The sequence below is a fragment of the Streptomyces sp. NPDC004284 genome (assembly GCF_042874035.1).
Taxonomy (GTDB): Bacteria; Actinomycetota; Actinomycetes; order Streptomycetales; family Streptomycetaceae; genus Streptomyces.
Genome location: NZ_JBIAMJ010000002.1, coordinates 147,867 through 160,803, shown reverse-complemented (window position 1 = coordinate 160,803; position 12,937 = coordinate 147,867). Strand labels below are relative to the sequence as shown.

At 73.0% G+C, this 12,937-nt stretch carries 16 protein-coding genes; 8 read left to right on the top strand and 8 right to left on the bottom strand.

The window, feature by feature from the left end; genetic code table 11:
- Positions 1-12 precede the first annotated feature (12 nt).
- Together ACFYUS_RS05885 and ACFYUS_RS05880 are read right to left on the bottom strand one after the other, a co-directional pair.
- Positions 13-1,164 (bottom strand): acyl-CoA dehydrogenase family protein, encoded by a 1,152-nt coding sequence (locus ACFYUS_RS05885; RefSeq protein WP_388846330.1) that lies wholly within the window; start codon positions 1,162-1,164, stop codon positions 13-15.
- Positions 1,161-2,306 carry a CaiB/BaiF CoA transferase family protein gene (locus ACFYUS_RS05880; RefSeq protein WP_388846328.1) on the bottom strand — a complete coding sequence of 382 codons (1,146 nt, stop codon included), beginning with the start codon at positions 2,304-2,306 and terminating at the stop codon, positions 1,161-1,163. The genes ACFYUS_RS05885 and ACFYUS_RS05880 overlap by 4 nt, the downstream gene beginning before the upstream one ends.
- Before the next feature lie 203 nt (positions 2,307-2,509).
- Here ACFYUS_RS05880 and ACFYUS_RS05875 point away from each other — a divergent pair, with 203 nt between their 5' ends.
- A complete protein-coding gene (locus ACFYUS_RS05875) occupies positions 2,510-3,715 on the top strand; it encodes a saccharopine dehydrogenase family protein (protein WP_388846326.1) in 1,206 nt (401 codons plus the stop codon).
- Here the strand turns inward: ACFYUS_RS05875 and ACFYUS_RS05870 are convergent.
- The 4 genes from ACFYUS_RS05870 to ACFYUS_RS05855 all read right to left on the bottom strand — a co-directional run bounded on the left by ACFYUS_RS05870 (position 3,712) and on the right by ACFYUS_RS05855 (position 5,396).
- On the bottom strand, positions 3,712-4,074 hold the full coding sequence (locus ACFYUS_RS05870; RefSeq protein WP_388846324.1) for a DUF6191 domain-containing protein: 363 nt from the start codon (positions 4,072-4,074) through the stop codon (positions 3,712-3,714). The two genes, ACFYUS_RS05875 and ACFYUS_RS05870, sit on opposite strands and share 4 nt — an antisense overlap.
- 53 nt (positions 4,075-4,127) lie before the next feature.
- The gene (locus tag ACFYUS_RS05865) at positions 4,128-4,499 is read right to left on the bottom strand and encodes a VOC family protein (RefSeq protein WP_388846322.1); all 372 of its coding nucleotides are present in this window, start codon (positions 4,497-4,499) and stop codon (positions 4,128-4,130) included.
- Positions 4,496-4,630, bottom strand: a complete 135-nt coding sequence (mmpA, locus tag ACFYUS_RS05860) for a morphogenic membrane protein MmpA (protein ID WP_388846320.1) — start codon at positions 4,628-4,630, stop codon at positions 4,496-4,498. The genes ACFYUS_RS05865 and mmpA overlap by 4 nt, the downstream gene beginning before the upstream one ends.
- Before the next feature lie 70 nt (positions 4,631-4,700).
- Entirely contained in the window at positions 4,701-5,396 is a 696-nt protein-coding gene (locus ACFYUS_RS05855; protein ID WP_388846318.1) for an endonuclease V, read from the bottom strand.
- A gap of 126 nt (positions 5,397-5,522) precedes the next feature.
- Here ACFYUS_RS05855 and ACFYUS_RS05850 point away from each other — a divergent pair, with 126 nt between their 5' ends.
- Positions 5,523-5,822: a YciI family protein gene (locus ACFYUS_RS05850; protein WP_388846316.1), complete on the top strand. Its 300-nt coding sequence runs from the start codon at positions 5,523-5,525 to the stop codon at positions 5,820-5,822.
- On the opposite strand, the gene ACFYUS_RS05845 is transcribed toward ACFYUS_RS05850, so the two are convergent.
- Complete coding sequence (locus ACFYUS_RS05845; protein ID WP_388846314.1) at positions 5,819-6,928, bottom strand: WD40/YVTN/BNR-like repeat-containing protein; 1,110 nt, start codon at positions 6,926-6,928, stop codon at positions 5,819-5,821. The genes ACFYUS_RS05850 and ACFYUS_RS05845 overlap by 4 nt on opposite strands.
- Positions 6,929-7,003: 75 nt before the next feature.
- On the opposite strand from ACFYUS_RS05845, the gene ACFYUS_RS05840 reads away from it, so the two are divergent.
- From ACFYUS_RS05840 to ACFYUS_RS05830, 3 genes are all read left to right on the top strand, one after another.
- Positions 7,004-7,471, top strand: coding sequence for a (4Fe-4S)-binding protein (locus ACFYUS_RS05840; protein ID WP_388846312.1), 468 nt, complete (start codon positions 7,004-7,006; stop codon positions 7,469-7,471).
- Between the two features lie 129 nt (positions 7,472-7,600).
- Complete coding sequence (locus tag ACFYUS_RS05835) at positions 7,601-8,017, top strand: SsgA family sporulation/cell division regulator (RefSeq protein ID WP_388846310.1); 417 nt, start codon at positions 7,601-7,603, stop codon at positions 8,015-8,017.
- A gap of 303 nt (positions 8,018-8,320) precedes the next feature.
- Positions 8,321-9,994: an ABC-F family ATP-binding cassette domain-containing protein gene (locus ACFYUS_RS05830; protein WP_388846308.1), complete on the top strand. Its 1,674-nt coding sequence runs from the start codon at positions 8,321-8,323 to the stop codon at positions 9,992-9,994.
- Here ACFYUS_RS05830 and ACFYUS_RS05825 read toward each other — a convergent pair.
- Complete coding sequence (locus ACFYUS_RS05825) at positions 9,980-10,453, bottom strand: ATP-binding protein (RefSeq protein ID WP_388846306.1); 474 nt, start codon at positions 10,451-10,453, stop codon at positions 9,980-9,982. The genes ACFYUS_RS05830 and ACFYUS_RS05825 overlap by 15 nt on opposite strands.
- Positions 10,454-10,632: 179 nt before the next feature.
- Here ACFYUS_RS05825 and ACFYUS_RS05820 point away from each other — a divergent pair, with 179 nt between their 5' ends.
- From ACFYUS_RS05820 to ACFYUS_RS05810, 3 genes are all read left to right on the top strand, one after another.
- The gene (locus ACFYUS_RS05820; protein ID WP_388846304.1) at positions 10,633-11,484 is read left to right on the top strand and encodes a helix-turn-helix domain-containing protein; all 852 of its coding nucleotides are present in this window, start codon (positions 10,633-10,635) and stop codon (positions 11,482-11,484) included.
- A gap of 15 nt (positions 11,485-11,499) precedes the next feature.
- The gene (locus tag ACFYUS_RS05815) at positions 11,500-11,730 is read left to right on the top strand and encodes a hypothetical protein (RefSeq protein ID WP_388846302.1); all 231 of its coding nucleotides are present in this window, start codon (positions 11,500-11,502) and stop codon (positions 11,728-11,730) included.
- A 225-nt stretch (positions 11,731-11,955) separates the two neighbouring features.
- Positions 11,956-12,930: an acyl-ACP desaturase gene (locus tag ACFYUS_RS05810; RefSeq protein ID WP_388846300.1), complete on the top strand. Its 975-nt coding sequence runs from the start codon at positions 11,956-11,958 to the stop codon at positions 12,928-12,930.
- The last annotated feature ends 7 nt before the right edge of the window (positions 12,931-12,937 follow it).

Below are 12,937 nucleotides of genomic sequence, written 5' to 3'. Positions count from 1 at the left end.
TGCGGGGCGGGGTCAGCCGAGGAGGGAGCGGCCGATGATCTCCTTCATGATCTCCGTCGTACCGCCGTAGATCGTCTGGATGCGGCCGTCGGTGAAGGCGCGGGCGACCGGGAATTCGCTCATGTAGCCGTATCCGCCGTGCAGTTGCAGACAGCGGTCGGCGACCCGCTTCTGGAGTTCGGTCGCCCACCACTTGGCCATGGAGGCGTTGACGGGGTCGAGCCCGAGGCCGGCCGGATCGGCGTGCTCGGCGATGCAGCGGTCCACGAAGGCGCGGGTGACGGCGCACTCGGTGGCCATCTCCGCGATCTCGAAGCGCACGTGCTGGAGCTTGGCGAGCGGCCGGCCGAAGGCCTCGCGCTCCTTGACGTACGCGGTGGTGAGCTCCAGGAGGTGCTCGGCCCCGGCGATGCCGGCGACGGCGATGGCGAGGCGCTCCTGGGCGAGGTTGGTCATGAGGTGGACGAAGGCGCCGTTCAGCTCGCCGAGCAGGTTCTCCTTGGGGACGCGGACGTCCTTGAAGAAGAGTTCGGCGGTGTCCTGGGACTTCTGGCCGATCTTGTCGAGGTTGCGGCCGCGCTCGAAGCCCTCCGTGCCGCGCTCGACGACGAGCAGGGAGAGGCCGTGGGCGCCGCCCTCGGGGGTGGTCTTCGCGACGACGATCACCAGGTCGGCGAGGATGCCGTTGGAGATGAAGGTCTTGGAGCCGTTGAGGATCCAGTGGTCGCCGTGGTCCTCGGCGGTGGTGCGGATGCCCTGGAGGTCGGAGCCGGCGCCGGGCTCGGTCATCGCGATGGCGGTGATGATCTCGCCGGAGCAGAAGCCGGGCAGCCAGCGGCGGCGCTGCTCCTCGGTGGCGAGCTTGGTGAGGTAGGGGCCGATGATGTCGTTGTGCAGGCCGATGGCGAGCCCGGGGGCGGCCGCCCTGGTGAACTCCTCGGCGAGCACGGAGGCGTACCGGAAGTCGGGGTTGCCGCCGCCTCCGTACTCCTCCTCGACGGCGAGGCCCAGGAGGCCCTGCCGTCCGGCGGCGAGCCAGGCCTCGCGGGAGACGATGCCGTCCTTCTCCCACTGCGCGTAGTGGGGCAGCACCTCCTTCTCCAGGAAGGTGCGGACGACCGCCCGGAAGGCCTCGTGGTCGGCGGTGTAGAGCTGACGCTTCATGCTTCGGGCTCCTGGGTGGTCAGGGTGGGTACGGCCCAGTCGCGGGCGACCTCGGCGGTGTCGGCACCGGGCAGGGCGGGGCCCGTGCGGAGGGTGCCGGGGGTGACGGAGAAGCGGGGCGCGGGGGCGGGCTGGGCGATCCCGTCCCGCTCGGCGAAGGTGGCGCGGGCGGCCAGGTGGGGGTGCGAGGGCGCCTCGCGCAGGGAGAGCACGGGGGCCACGCAGGCGTCGGAGCCGTCGAAGACGGCGGTCCACTCCTCGCGGGTACGGCTCCGGAAGCGGTCGGCGACGGCCTCGCGCAGCTCGGGCCAGCGGGCGAGGTCGCGGCGGGCGGGGGCGACGTCCTCGACGCCGAGGAGGCGGACGAACTCGGCGTAGAACTGCTCCTCCAGGGCGCCGACCGCCATGTGGCCGCCGTCGGAGGTCTCGTACACGCCGTAGAACGGGCAGCCGCCGTCGAGCAGGTTGACGCCCCGGCGGTCCTGCCAGCCGCCGGCCGCGAGCATGCCGTGGATCATGGTGGTGAGGTGCGCGGTGCCGTCGACGATGGCGGCGTCGACGACCTGGCCCTCGCCGTGCGCGCGGGCGTGCTGGAGGGCGGCGAGGACGCCGATGACGAGGTAGAGGGAGCCGCCCGCGTAGTCGCCGACGAGGTTGGCGGGGATGGTGGGCGGGCCGTCGGGGTCGGGGCCGATCATGCCGAGGGCGCCGGTGATCGCGATGTAGCCGATGTCGTGTCCGGCGGTCGGGGCGAGCGGTCCGTCCTGGCCCCAGCCGGTCATCCGGCCGTAGACGAGGCGCGGATTGCGGGCGAGGCAGGTCTCGGGGCCGACGCCGAGGCGTTCGGCGACGCCGGGCCGGTAGCCCTCGACCAGGATGTCGGCCCGCTCGACGAGGTCGAGCACGGTGGCGGGGCCGTCCTCGGCCTTGAGGTCGACGAGGACGGAGCGCTTGTTGCGGTTGGTGAGGTCACGGGCGGGGTCGATGCCGAGGCCGGCGCCGCCGGGGCGGTCGACGCGGACGACGTCGGCGCCGAGGTCGGCGAGGAGCATGGCGGCGAAGGGGCCGGGGCCGATCCCGGCGAGTTCGACCACGCGCACCCCCGTGAGCGGGCCGTTGCGGGCGGTGTGCGTCGTGCTCATCGAGCCCCCAGGAGTGTGTGACACCAATGATGTAACACCGGAGATGCTAGGAACGTGTTCCACTCGGCACAAGCCCCCGAGCCGAGCAAGCGCTTGGAAATTCCGAGGCGACGGGGTCGGGGCGGAGGCCTGTCCCGGTTCCGCTATCCTCCGCCGACGACAACCGCGCGCGGCGGCGCGGTACGGCCGAGACGAGGGGCTTCATGGAGACAGGGGCGGGCGTGGGGCGCGAGACCGGGGCCAGACCGTACGACGTGGTCCTCTTCGGGGCGACCGGCTTCGTGGGCGAACTCACCGCGGAGTACCTGGCCGAGCACGCCCCGGCGGACTGCCGCTGGGCGATCGCCGGACGCAGCCCCGGCAAGCTGGAGGCACTGCGGGACCGGCTCGCCGCCGGACGCCCGCACCTCGCCGGCCTGCCGCTGGTCGTCGCCGACTCGGCCGACCCCGGCTCGCTGCGCGGACTCGCCGAGTCCGCGCGGGTGGTGGCGACCACCGTCGGCCCGTACGTCTGGTACGGCGAGGGGCTGGTCGAGGCCTGCGCGGAGGCGGGCACGGACTATCTGGACCTGACGGGCGAGGCCGAGTTCGTGGACCTCATGTTCGTACGGCACGACGCGCGGGCCCGGGAGACCGGCGCCCGGATCGTGCACGCCTGCGGCTTCGACTCCGTCCCGCACGACCTGGGCGTGTACTTCACCGTCCGGCAGCTGCCGGAGGACGTGCCCCTGCGGATCGACGGCTTCGTCCGGGCCGGGGCCGCCTTCTCCGGCGGCACCTTCGCCTCGGCGCTGACGGCGTTCGGCCGGGGCCGGGAGATCCTGCGTGCGGCGCGCGAACGGCGCCTGCACGAACCGCGGCTGGTGGCCCGCCGGGCTCGCGCGCCGCTCGGCGGACCGCGGTTCAGCCGGGAGACCGGCACCTGGGCGCTGCCCCTGCCGACGCTCGACCCCCAGGTGGTGGCCCGCTCGGCGGCGGCCCTCGAACGGTACGGACCGGACTTCCGCTACCGCCACTACGCCTCCGTCAAGACCCTCCCGATGGCCCTCGGGGGCGCGGCCGCCGTCGGCGCGGGCGTCACAGCCGCCCAACTCCCGCCGGTCCGCTCCTGGCTGATGGGGCGTTACGCGTCGGGCCGGGGCCCGTCGGCCGAGCGGCGCGCCCGCAGCTGGTTCTCGGTCCGGTTCGTCGGCGAGGGCGGCGGGCGACGGGTCTTCACCGAGGTGTCGGGCGGCGACCCCGGCTACGACGAGACGGCCAGGATGCTCGCCGAGTCGGCGCTCTGCCTCGCCTTCGACCCCCTGCCGAAGACCGCCGGCCAGGTGACGACGGCGGCGGCGATGGGCGACGCGCTGACCGAACGGCTGCGGGCGGCGGGGATCGTCTTCCGGGTGGCGCACCGGAGTTAGGGCCGGTCCGGACCCGATCCGCCGGGCAGGCCCTGACGGGAATCCCGGCGGATCACGGCGGTGCCCGCGTCGAGGTCGACGCCGGTACGGCGCGGGGCGCCGTCCTGGACGTCGTGGCGGATCAGCCGCTCCTCCTCGCGCTGCTCGATCTGGACGCGCTTGTTCGCGTTCAGGAAGGCGAGCAGCTCGTCGGTGGCGGTGGCGCCGGCGCCGGCCGGCACGTCCTTGGCGTGGGCGGCGAGGAGGCGGCGCACCCACTTCGGGCGGCCCGTCCGCAGGACCACGTGCCGGGCCGCGCCGAGCAGGAACGGCAGCAGGACGACCACCGCCATGACCATCAGGCTCACCATCATCACCATGCCCGCCCAACGGCCGGAGGCGCGAGGGCGTTCCCCCGCACGGATCCCGCAGGTCAGGGCCGTACGAGCCGGAAGGGATGGCCGGCCGGGTCCGTGTAGACGCGCCAGGGGGCGTCGCCGTTCTCCCCGTCGAGCGGTACGGCTCCGAGCGCGAGGACGGCCTCGTGGGCGGCGGCCAGGTCGTCGACCCGCACGTCGAGGAGGAACTGCTGCTCGGGCGCGCCCCAGACGGGTGGGCGGTGGTCGGCGACGCCCTGGAAGGCGAGGACGGGCCCGCTGTCGCCGCGCAGGACCGCGGAGCCCTCGCCGACGGCCCACCGGGGATCGGGGCCCGCCACCTCGCCTCCGATCAACTGTCGGTAGAACTCGGCGAGTTCGAGGGCGTCGGGGCAGTCGAGGACGACGCACCGCAGCCGCCCGATCATCCGAACGTCCAGCCGGTGAGGACGTACAGGATGGCGAAGGTCCAGGCCAGGGCCGGCAGCCCGGCGGCGGTGAGGACCAGGGTCAGGCCGCGCCCGGTCGAACGCGGCGGAACGGAAAGGGGTGTTGTCATGCGCCCCACTCTGCCGGGCCGGGCCGCGGACCGGTATCCGTACGCGTACTCAGACGTGGCACCCAGCCACTCACGCCTCCCCGAGCGCTTCCTTCAGGGCCCGGCGGCAGAGCGAGTCCGCGCGTCGGGTGGTCTCCGGGATCCGGTAGCGCGGGGAGAGGTGGAGGGTGTGGGCGCAGGCGTTGGCGAGGGAGACGCGGTGGCCGACCGACACGAACACGGGCTTCACCCCGGCCTGGGTGCGCAGGGCCCGGCCCACCTCCTCGCCTTCGGCCAGGAGCGGGGCGAAGTCACCGCGCGCGGAGCCGGGTTGCTCGTACGTGAAGGTGAAGGGGTTCTTCGCGACCCCGATGGACGGCCGTCCGGTGAGCACCCCGAGGTGGCTGGCGAGGCCGAAGCGGCGCGGGTGGGCGAGGCCGTAGCCGTCGCAGACCAGGAGGCCCGGGTCGGCGGTCAGGGCGTCCAGCGCGGCGAGCACCGTCGGGATCTCGCGGAAGGCGAGGAGCCCGGGGACGTACGGGAAGGAGACCCGGCCGACCGCCGTGGCCTCCTCCACCACGTCGAGGGTCCGCGCGTCGAGCACGACGGCCGCGGCGGCGACGAGGTCCCGCTCGTCGTCGTAGGCCACGTCGAGGCCGGTGACGTGGCCCTCGCCGACCGCCGGGCCCTCCTCGTCGCGCACGAGCCGCCCGCGCAACTCCTGCTGGACGGCCCGGGCGGCGCTCTCGTCGGCGGGCCAGCCCGCCGGAATCTCGATGATCGTCATGATGCGGGCCACCCTAGGGCCTGTCCGGCCCTGATCCGCCGGGCAGGCCCCAGGGGGGTGCCGCCCGCGCGGGGGCAGTGCCTGACGGCCGCGATGCCCTCCGCCGGGCCCGGTAGCCTGGCGATCATGTTCGTACTCGAATTGACCTACACCGCGCCCGTCGAGCGGGTGGACGCGCTGCTCGACGCCCACGTCGAGTGGCTCGACGCGCAGTACGCCGAGGGCGTGTTCCTGGCGTCGGGGCGGAAGAACCCGCGGGACGGCGGGGTGATCCTGGCCGCCGGGGTCGACCGCGCGGAGATCGAGAGGATCACGGCGGCCGACCCGTTCAGCGTCGAGGGCGTGTGCGCGTACCGGATCACGGAGTTCTACGCGACCAAGACGGCCGACGGGATCGCCGCGTACCGGGAAGAGCTGCCTTCCTAGCCTCCTAGCCCCCTGGTCCCCCGGTCCTCGGTGGCCAGGCGGGCGATGCGGCCCTTCTCGCCGGAGGCCCAGCAGGAACCGTCCGGGGTGCAGTCGACCGTGTCGTACGAGCCGGTGTCGACCGTGCGCCAGGTGCGGCCGCCGTCGGTGGTGAGGTCGGTGCCGGTCGGGCCGACGGCGAGCGCGGCGGTCCTGCTGTGCGGGAGCCAGGCGACGCCGGAGCGGTAGGCGGGCGGCGGCGTGGCCGAGGGCAGCCAGGTGCGGCCGCCGTCGGTGCTGACCGCACCGGCCCGCGGGGACGGCTGGTCCTTGCGGTAGTCGCCGCCGACGGCGATGCCGTGGGTGCGGTCGCGGAAGGCGAGGCCGAAGACGCCGCGGGCCGGGTAGCCGGCCGGGACCGGCGTCTCGGTGGCGGTCCAGGTCAGTCCCCGGTCGGCGGAGTGGAGCACGCGCGCGGCGGCCCCGCCGCCCGTCGCGAGCCACACGTCCCGGGGTCCGGCCGACACGAGGCACTGGCCGCTCGCGGCGAAGCCCGCCTCCCCCGGCAGCGCGTCCGGCATCCCGGCGCTCGGCAGGACCTCCCAGGAGCGGCCGCCGTCGCGGGTGGAGAGGATGCGGTACTTCCCGTCGACCGGGTCGCTCAGGGCGAGTCCGTGCCGGTGGTCGAAGAAGGTCATGCAGTCGTAGAAGGCCCGCGCGTCGGTGTTGCGGAAGGACTCGGTCCAGGTGGCGCCGCCGTCCTCGGTGCGCAGCACCCGGGAGGCCTCGCCCTCCCCGATGGCGAGGACGACGGCCCGGCGGGCGTCGAAGGCCTCGACGTCGCGGAACTCCAGGTCGCCCGCGCCGGCCGGCGAGACGTTCCGCCAGCTCCGGCCGCCGTCGGTGGTGCGCAGCACCGTGCCCTTCGAGCCCGCGGCCCACGCCGTCCTGCCGTCGACCGGCGCGAGGCCCCGGAAGCGGGCGTCGGTGCCGGTCGGTGTCAGCTGCCAGCCGGCCGCGGCCGTGGGGGTCTCCCCGGCCCGCGCCGGGGCGGCCAGGGTCAGCGCGAGCGCCGCCCCGATCAGCCCCACCGACATCGTTCGTCTCGTCTTCCCCATGGACGTCATGGCGCCGGAAGCTAGTGCCCCGGGCCGCTCCGCGTCCAGGGTGCGTCCCCGGCCGGGCGTTCCTAGGCTGGTCGCATGACGGAAGGTGAAGGTACGACGGAGGAACGGCCCCACCTCAAGGAGTACGAGGGCGAGGGCATCACCGTCACGTTCGAGCCACGCCGCTGTCTGCACGCGGCCGAGTGCGTCCACGGCCTGCCGGAGGTCTTCGACCTGTCCCGGCGCCCGTGGGTGCTGCCCGACGCCGCCGAGCAGGACCGGGTCACCGAGGTCGTACGACGCTGCCCCTCCGGGGCGCTCCAGTACCACCACCGCCCCGAGGACGCCGTGCTCGAACCCCCCGACTCCCCCACCACGGTGCGCCGCACCCCGGCCGGGCAGCTGGTGGTGCGGGGCGACCTGCTCGTGACGGGCGCGCACGGGGAACGGCACGAGACCCGGGTCATGCTCTGCGGCTGCGGCGCCTCCGGGAACCAGCCGTACTGCGACCACTCGGGCCCCTGCGCGGAGCCGGACGACGATGACGTCCCAGAGGCTCGCTGAGCCTCGGTGACACAGGTCACGTGGGGGTCGAGTGCACGTTCCCGCCACCTCGCTCGTCTTGAGGGGTGTCAGGTGCCCTGGTGTCGGGGAGACGCACAGGATCCGAAGCCCGCGTGAGAGGAGCCGGTCTTGTCCGCCGTCATCGAGCAGGCCGTGCAGGCCCGTCTGGTCGCGTCCGCGCCCCGGATGGAGACCGTCCCCGCCACCCTGCGGTACGACCGCGGGGATCCGTACGCCGTGAGCATGGCCTTTCCGCCGCCGGCGACCCTGGAGGGCGTCGAGGTCTCCTGGGCCTTCGCGCGCGAGCTGCTCGTCCAGGGGGTCGAGCGCCCGGCCGGGGTCGGGGACGTCCGCCTGCGTCCGTACGGGTACGACCGCACCGTGGTCGAGTTCCACGCCCCGGAGGGGGTGGCCATGGTCCATGTGCGGACCTCCGAGCTGCGCCGCTTCCTGGAGCGCTCGCAGCACCTGGTGCCGGCGGGGCGCGAGCACCAGTACCTGGACTGGGACCAGGACCTGGCGGAGCTGCTCCGCGACCGCCCGTAGGGGATCCGCCCCGTAGAGGATCCGGCTCGTAGAGGATCCGCCCCGTAGAGGATCCGGCTCGTAGAGGATCCGCGTTAATTCGTTTGCCGCTCCCCGGTCCCGGGCGTACGGTCGATCCTGACCTTGTCGTCACCCGATCGGAGAAGGACGTTGCTCGTCTGAGGTTGCGAGACACCGAGCCGCGCGTGCCCCCTGTGCCGCGTGTGCCGTTCTCGACCTCGGCGTACGAGCCGTTCTCCCGCTGCCCGCGCCCCGGTGTCTCTCGCGTCGTCATTTCCACGCTCGCGCGACCCGGAGGCCCGCATGGCACATCACCCCACTTTCATCACCTGCTCTTCCCTCTCCTTCTCCTGGCCGGACGGCACCGAGGTCTTCGAAGACTTCCGGCTCTCGGTCGGCCCCGGCCGCACCGGGCTCGTCGGGCTCAACGGCTCCGGCAAGTCCACGCTCCTGAAGCTGATGGCGGGCGAGCTGACCCCGCTGGACGGCACCGTCCGGGTCAACGGCCGGCTCGGGTACCTCCCGCAGAACCTGGTCCTGGACACCTCTCGGCGGGTGGACGAGATCCTCGGCATCGCCGCCAAGCGGGCGGCCCTGCACGCCATCGAGGCGGGCGACCCGGCGGAGGAGCACTTCACCGAGATCGGCGACGACTGGGACGTGGAGGAGCGGGCCCGGGCCGTCCTCGACCAGCTCGGGCTCGACCACGTCGGCCTGGACCGGACCGTCGGCGAGATCTCCGGCGGCGAGTCCGTCCTGCTGCGCCTCGCCGCGCTGCTGCTCGCCCGACCTGACGTACTGCTGCTCGACGAGCCCACCAACAATCTGGACCTGCACGCCCGTGCCCGGCTGTACGAGGCCGTGGAGAAGTGGTCCGGGGTCCTGGTCGTGGTCAGCCACGACCGTGAACTCCTGGAGCGGGTGGACCAGATCGCCGACCTCCGGGACGGCGCGGTCGACTGGTACGGCGGCAACTGGTCCGCGTACGAGACGGCCCTCGCCGCCGAACAGGAGGCGGCGGAGCGCATGGTGCGGGTCGCCGAGGCCGACGTGCAGCGCCAGAAGCGCGAACTGTCCGAGACCCAGATGAAGACGGCCCGCCGCAAGCGGTACGGGCAGAAGAGCTTCGAGAACAAGGTCGCCTCCAAGATCGTGGCGAACGGCCGCAAGCGCGACGCCCAGGTCACCGCCGGCAAGCAGCGCACGCTGCACACGGAGCGCCTCGCGGAGGCGAAGGAGCGGCTCGACGCGGCGGTCGAGGCCGTACGGGACGACGACGAGATCCGGGTCGAGCTGCCCCGCACCTCGGTGCCGCCGGGCCGCGAGGTGCTCTACCTGCGCGACCTGGAGCTGCGGTACGGGGCGCGGGTCGGCGGCGAGTTCGATCTGCGCGGCCCGGAACGGATCGCCCTGGTCGGCCGGAACGGCGCCGGGAAGACGACGCTGCTCCGGACGATCGCCGGGGAGCTGGAGCCGCGGTCGGGCGAGGTGGAGCGCAAGGTGCCGCTCCGCTTCCTGCCGCAGCGGCTCGACGTGCTCGACGACGGACTGAGCGTGGTGGAGAACGTGGCCCGCTTCGCGCCCACCGCGACGGCGAACATGATCAGGGCCCGGCTCGCGCGGTTCCTGCTCCGGGGGGCGCGGGCGGATCAGCCCGTCGGCACCCTGTCGGGCGGGGAGCGGTTCCGGGCGACGCTGGCCGCGCTGCTCCTCGCGGAGCCGGCTCCGCAGCTGCTGATGCTGGACGAGCCGACGAACAATCTGGACATGGCGTCGGTGCGGAAGCTGACGGCGGCCCTCGACGCCTACGAGGGGGCGCTGATCGTGGCCAGCCACGACGTGGCGTTCCTGGAGTCGCTGGGGATCACCCGCTGGCTGCTGCTCGACGGTGAGCTGCGGCCGACGACGGCGGAGGAGATCAGGGGGACGGCCCCGAACCCCCGCCGGACCGAGGTCCGGGACCTACTGGTGGAGTAAGGCCCAGGATTTGGTGCCTCCGCCGGGGGTGAGGACGGGAGCGAGTCCCCAGTCCCCGCCGTGCTCGTCGACCGCCGCGGCCAGCAGCCACATGCTGCGGCTGCGGCGGTCGCGGCATTCCTCGGCCGTGTCGAGCGAGGCGTGGGCCGGATGCTGGTCGTAGAGGACGATCCGCAGCGCCTCGAACCGCCAGCGGACGCGCAGGATCATCTCCCGGTCGGGGGTGAACCGGTAGGCGGCGGAGACGAGTTCCGAGGCGGCGAGGACGGCGGTCTCGCCGAGGCCGGACAGGCCGTGCCGGTCGAGGAGCGAGCCGACCGCCTCGCGCGCGAGCCCCGCGCAGTAGGCCCCGCCGGGGAGCATCATCGAGTAGCTGAGGTTCTCCGTGGCGGGAGGTATGGGCCCGGCCGCGGCGGCGGTCGGGAGGCAACGCAGGGCGCCCTTCATCGAGTTGCTCACATTTCTGGTGCATGGGGGGTACACGCACACGGGCACGGTAGCCACGTGTGAGACTTTCGCTACCGACCGTAGCGCACGACCGGAGCACAGTGCTACCACTTGGGGCCAGTCGTGCCATTCCGGCCAAAACGACGGCCCACCAGGAGCCGCGGCGCCACGCAGCGAGAGGAAGACGGAGCGTGCCACCCAGGAGCAGCCCGACCGCGCGACAGCGGCGCCTCGGGAGCGAACTGCGCAAACTGCGCGAACAGTCGGGGATGTCGGCCCAGCAGGCCGCCGTCCTCCTGGGCGTCGACCGCACCCGCATCCCGAACATCGAGTCGGGCCGCTTCGGGATCAGCGCCGAACGCGTCCGCACCCTCGCCTTCAACTACGGCTGCCCGGACACCGGACTCGTCGACCTCCTCGCCGGCATCGCCCAGGAGCGGGACCGGGGCTGGTGGGAGGAACACCACGGACTGCTGCCGCCCGCGCTCCTCGACATAGCCGAACTGGAGTTCCACGCCTCGGAGTTGGAGACCTCCGTCACCACACACATCCCCGGCCTCCTCCAGACCGAGGAGCACGCCCGGGCGGTCTTCGACACCGCCGTCCCCGCGCTGCCCGGCCCCGACCTGGAGGCCCGGCTCGCGCTGCGACTGCGCCGCCAGCGAGTCCTGGACGGGGACCGGCCGGTGCGGTACGAGGCCGTGGTCCACGAGGCGGCGCTGCGCATGCGGTTCGGCGGCCCGAAGGTCGCGCGGGCCCAGCTGGAGCACATCCTGGCCCGTACCGAGCGGGACACCGTCTCCGTGCGCGTGATCCCTTTCACCGCGGGGGGTTTCCCCGGGGCGGGTCAGTCGTTCACCTATGCGTCCGCGCCGGTGCCGCAGCTCGACACCGTGCAGCTCGACTCCTCCCACGGCTCGCTCCTGCTCGACACCGACCTGCAGCTGCGCCGGTACCGCGGGCTGCTGGACCGGCTGCGCGGGCTCGCACTGTCCGCGACCGAATCACGCGCGTTCATCCGCGCCGTATCCCAGGATCTGTGAAGGACCCCCCACACCATGAACGTCACGACCCCCGCCCCCGTCTCCGCCTCCCCCGCCTCCGCCATCGACTGGAACGAGGCCTTCTGCAGCGAGGGCGCCAACTGCTTCCGCTTCGGCCTCGACGGCTCCGGCCGGGCCTACATCGGCTCGACGCTCTCCCCCGACGCGTACGTCAGCGACTCCGTGGAGGCGCTGCGGGCGCTCATCTCGGCCGTGAAGGCCGGAGCGGCCGACCATCTGCTCTGAGCCGCCGAACATCTGCGCTGCGTAGTCGACCGGATGACCGGCGAACGCCGACCCGGACGTGACCTGCGTCTCCGGCACCCCGCCGGAGCAGCGCACATAACGGAACGTAACCGGACATCGCCGGGACGGGCTTGGCCGACGCCTTACAGGGCCTTAACCTACGGTTTCGTAACCTACGAATCCGTAGGTACGCCCGTATGCCCTTCTCCGTCCCCAGGAGTCCCCGTGACGCTCACCTCTCCCCCCCTCGGCAGCTCGGCAGGGTGGACCGACACGCGGTTGCTCTACGCGCTCGAAGAGGTCGTGGAGAAGGAGCTCAACCGACACCTGAAGGTCACCAAGGACTGGATGCCGCACGAGTACGTGCCGTGGTCCGACGGCCGGAACTTCCCCGGCTTCTTCGAGGACGGCGAGGCCTGGGAGCCTTCGCAGTCCAAGGTCACCGACATCGGCAAGATCGCCCTCGTCGTCAACCTGCTCACCGAGGACAACCTCCCGAGCTACCACCACGAGATCGCCAGCCTCTTCGGCCGCGACGGCGCCTGGGGCACCTGGGTGCACCGCTGGACCGCCGAGGAGGGCCGCCACGGCATCGTGATGCGCGACTACCTGCTCACCTCGCGCGCCGTCGACCCGGACAAGCTGGAGCAGTTCCGGATGGCGCACATGAGCGAGGGCTTCGAGTCCGACAACCGGCACTCGATGCTGCACTCCGTCGCGTACGTCGCCTTCCAGGAGCTCGCGACCCGCATCTCGCACCGCAACACCGGCCACCAGTCCGGCGACCCGGTCTGCGACCGGATGCTCAGCCGCATCGCGCTCGACGAGAACCTGCACATGATCTTCTACCGCAACCTGCTGGGCGCGGCCTTCGAGATCGCCCCCGACCTGACCATGCAGGCCGTGCGGGACGTCGTGGTCAACTTCCGGATGCCCGGACACGGCATGCCGGGCTTCGAGCGGGCGGCCGCGCAGATGGCGATCGGCGAGATCTACAACCTGCGCATCCACCACGACGACGTCCTCCAGCCCGTCCTGCGCTTCCTCAAGGTCCTCCAGATCGACGGCCTCGGCCCGGACGGCCTGCGCGCCCAGGAGGAACTGGGGCTCTACATGAACGGCCTGGACAGCGAGGCGAGCAAGTTCGACGAGAAGCTCGCCGCCCGCAAGGCGCGGATGGCCGCCCGCGCGGCCGGCTGAGCCGTAC

Coding starts and splice junctions, on each gene's coding strand:
- ACFYUS_RS05885 (WP_388846330.1), bottom strand. CDS start 1,164: ATGAAGCGTCAGCTCTACACCGCCGACCACGAGGCCTTCCGGGCGGTC.
- ACFYUS_RS05880 (WP_388846328.1), bottom strand. CDS start 2,306: ATGAGCACGACGCACACCGCCCGCAACGGCCCGCTCACGGGGGTGCGC.
- ACFYUS_RS05875 (WP_388846326.1), top strand. CDS start 2,510: ATGGAGACAGGGGCGGGCGTGGGGCGCGAGACCGGGGCCAGACCGTAC.
- ACFYUS_RS05870 (WP_388846324.1), bottom strand. CDS start 4,074: ATGGTGATGATGGTGAGCCTGATGGTCATGGCGGTGGTCGTCCTGCTG.
- ACFYUS_RS05865 (WP_388846322.1), bottom strand. CDS start 4,499: ATGATCGGGCGGCTGCGGTGCGTCGTCCTCGACTGCCCCGACGCCCTC.
- mmpA (WP_388846320.1), bottom strand. CDS start 4,630: ATGACAACACCCCTTTCCGTTCCGCCGCGTTCGACCGGGCGCGGCCTG.
- ACFYUS_RS05855 (WP_388846318.1), bottom strand. CDS start 5,396: ATGACGATCATCGAGATTCCGGCGGGCTGGCCCGCCGACGAGAGCGCC.
- ACFYUS_RS05850 (WP_388846316.1), top strand. CDS start 5,523: ATGTTCGTACTCGAATTGACCTACACCGCGCCCGTCGAGCGGGTGGAC.
- ACFYUS_RS05845 (WP_388846314.1), bottom strand. CDS start 6,928: ATGACGTCCATGGGGAAGACGAGACGAACGATGTCGGTGGGGCTGATC.
- ACFYUS_RS05840 (WP_388846312.1), top strand. CDS start 7,004: ATGACGGAAGGTGAAGGTACGACGGAGGAACGGCCCCACCTCAAGGAG.
- ACFYUS_RS05830 (WP_388846308.1), top strand. CDS start 8,321: ATGGCACATCACCCCACTTTCATCACCTGCTCTTCCCTCTCCTTCTCC.
- ACFYUS_RS05815 (WP_388846302.1), top strand. CDS start 11,500: ATGAACGTCACGACCCCCGCCCCCGTCTCCGCCTCCCCCGCCTCCGCC.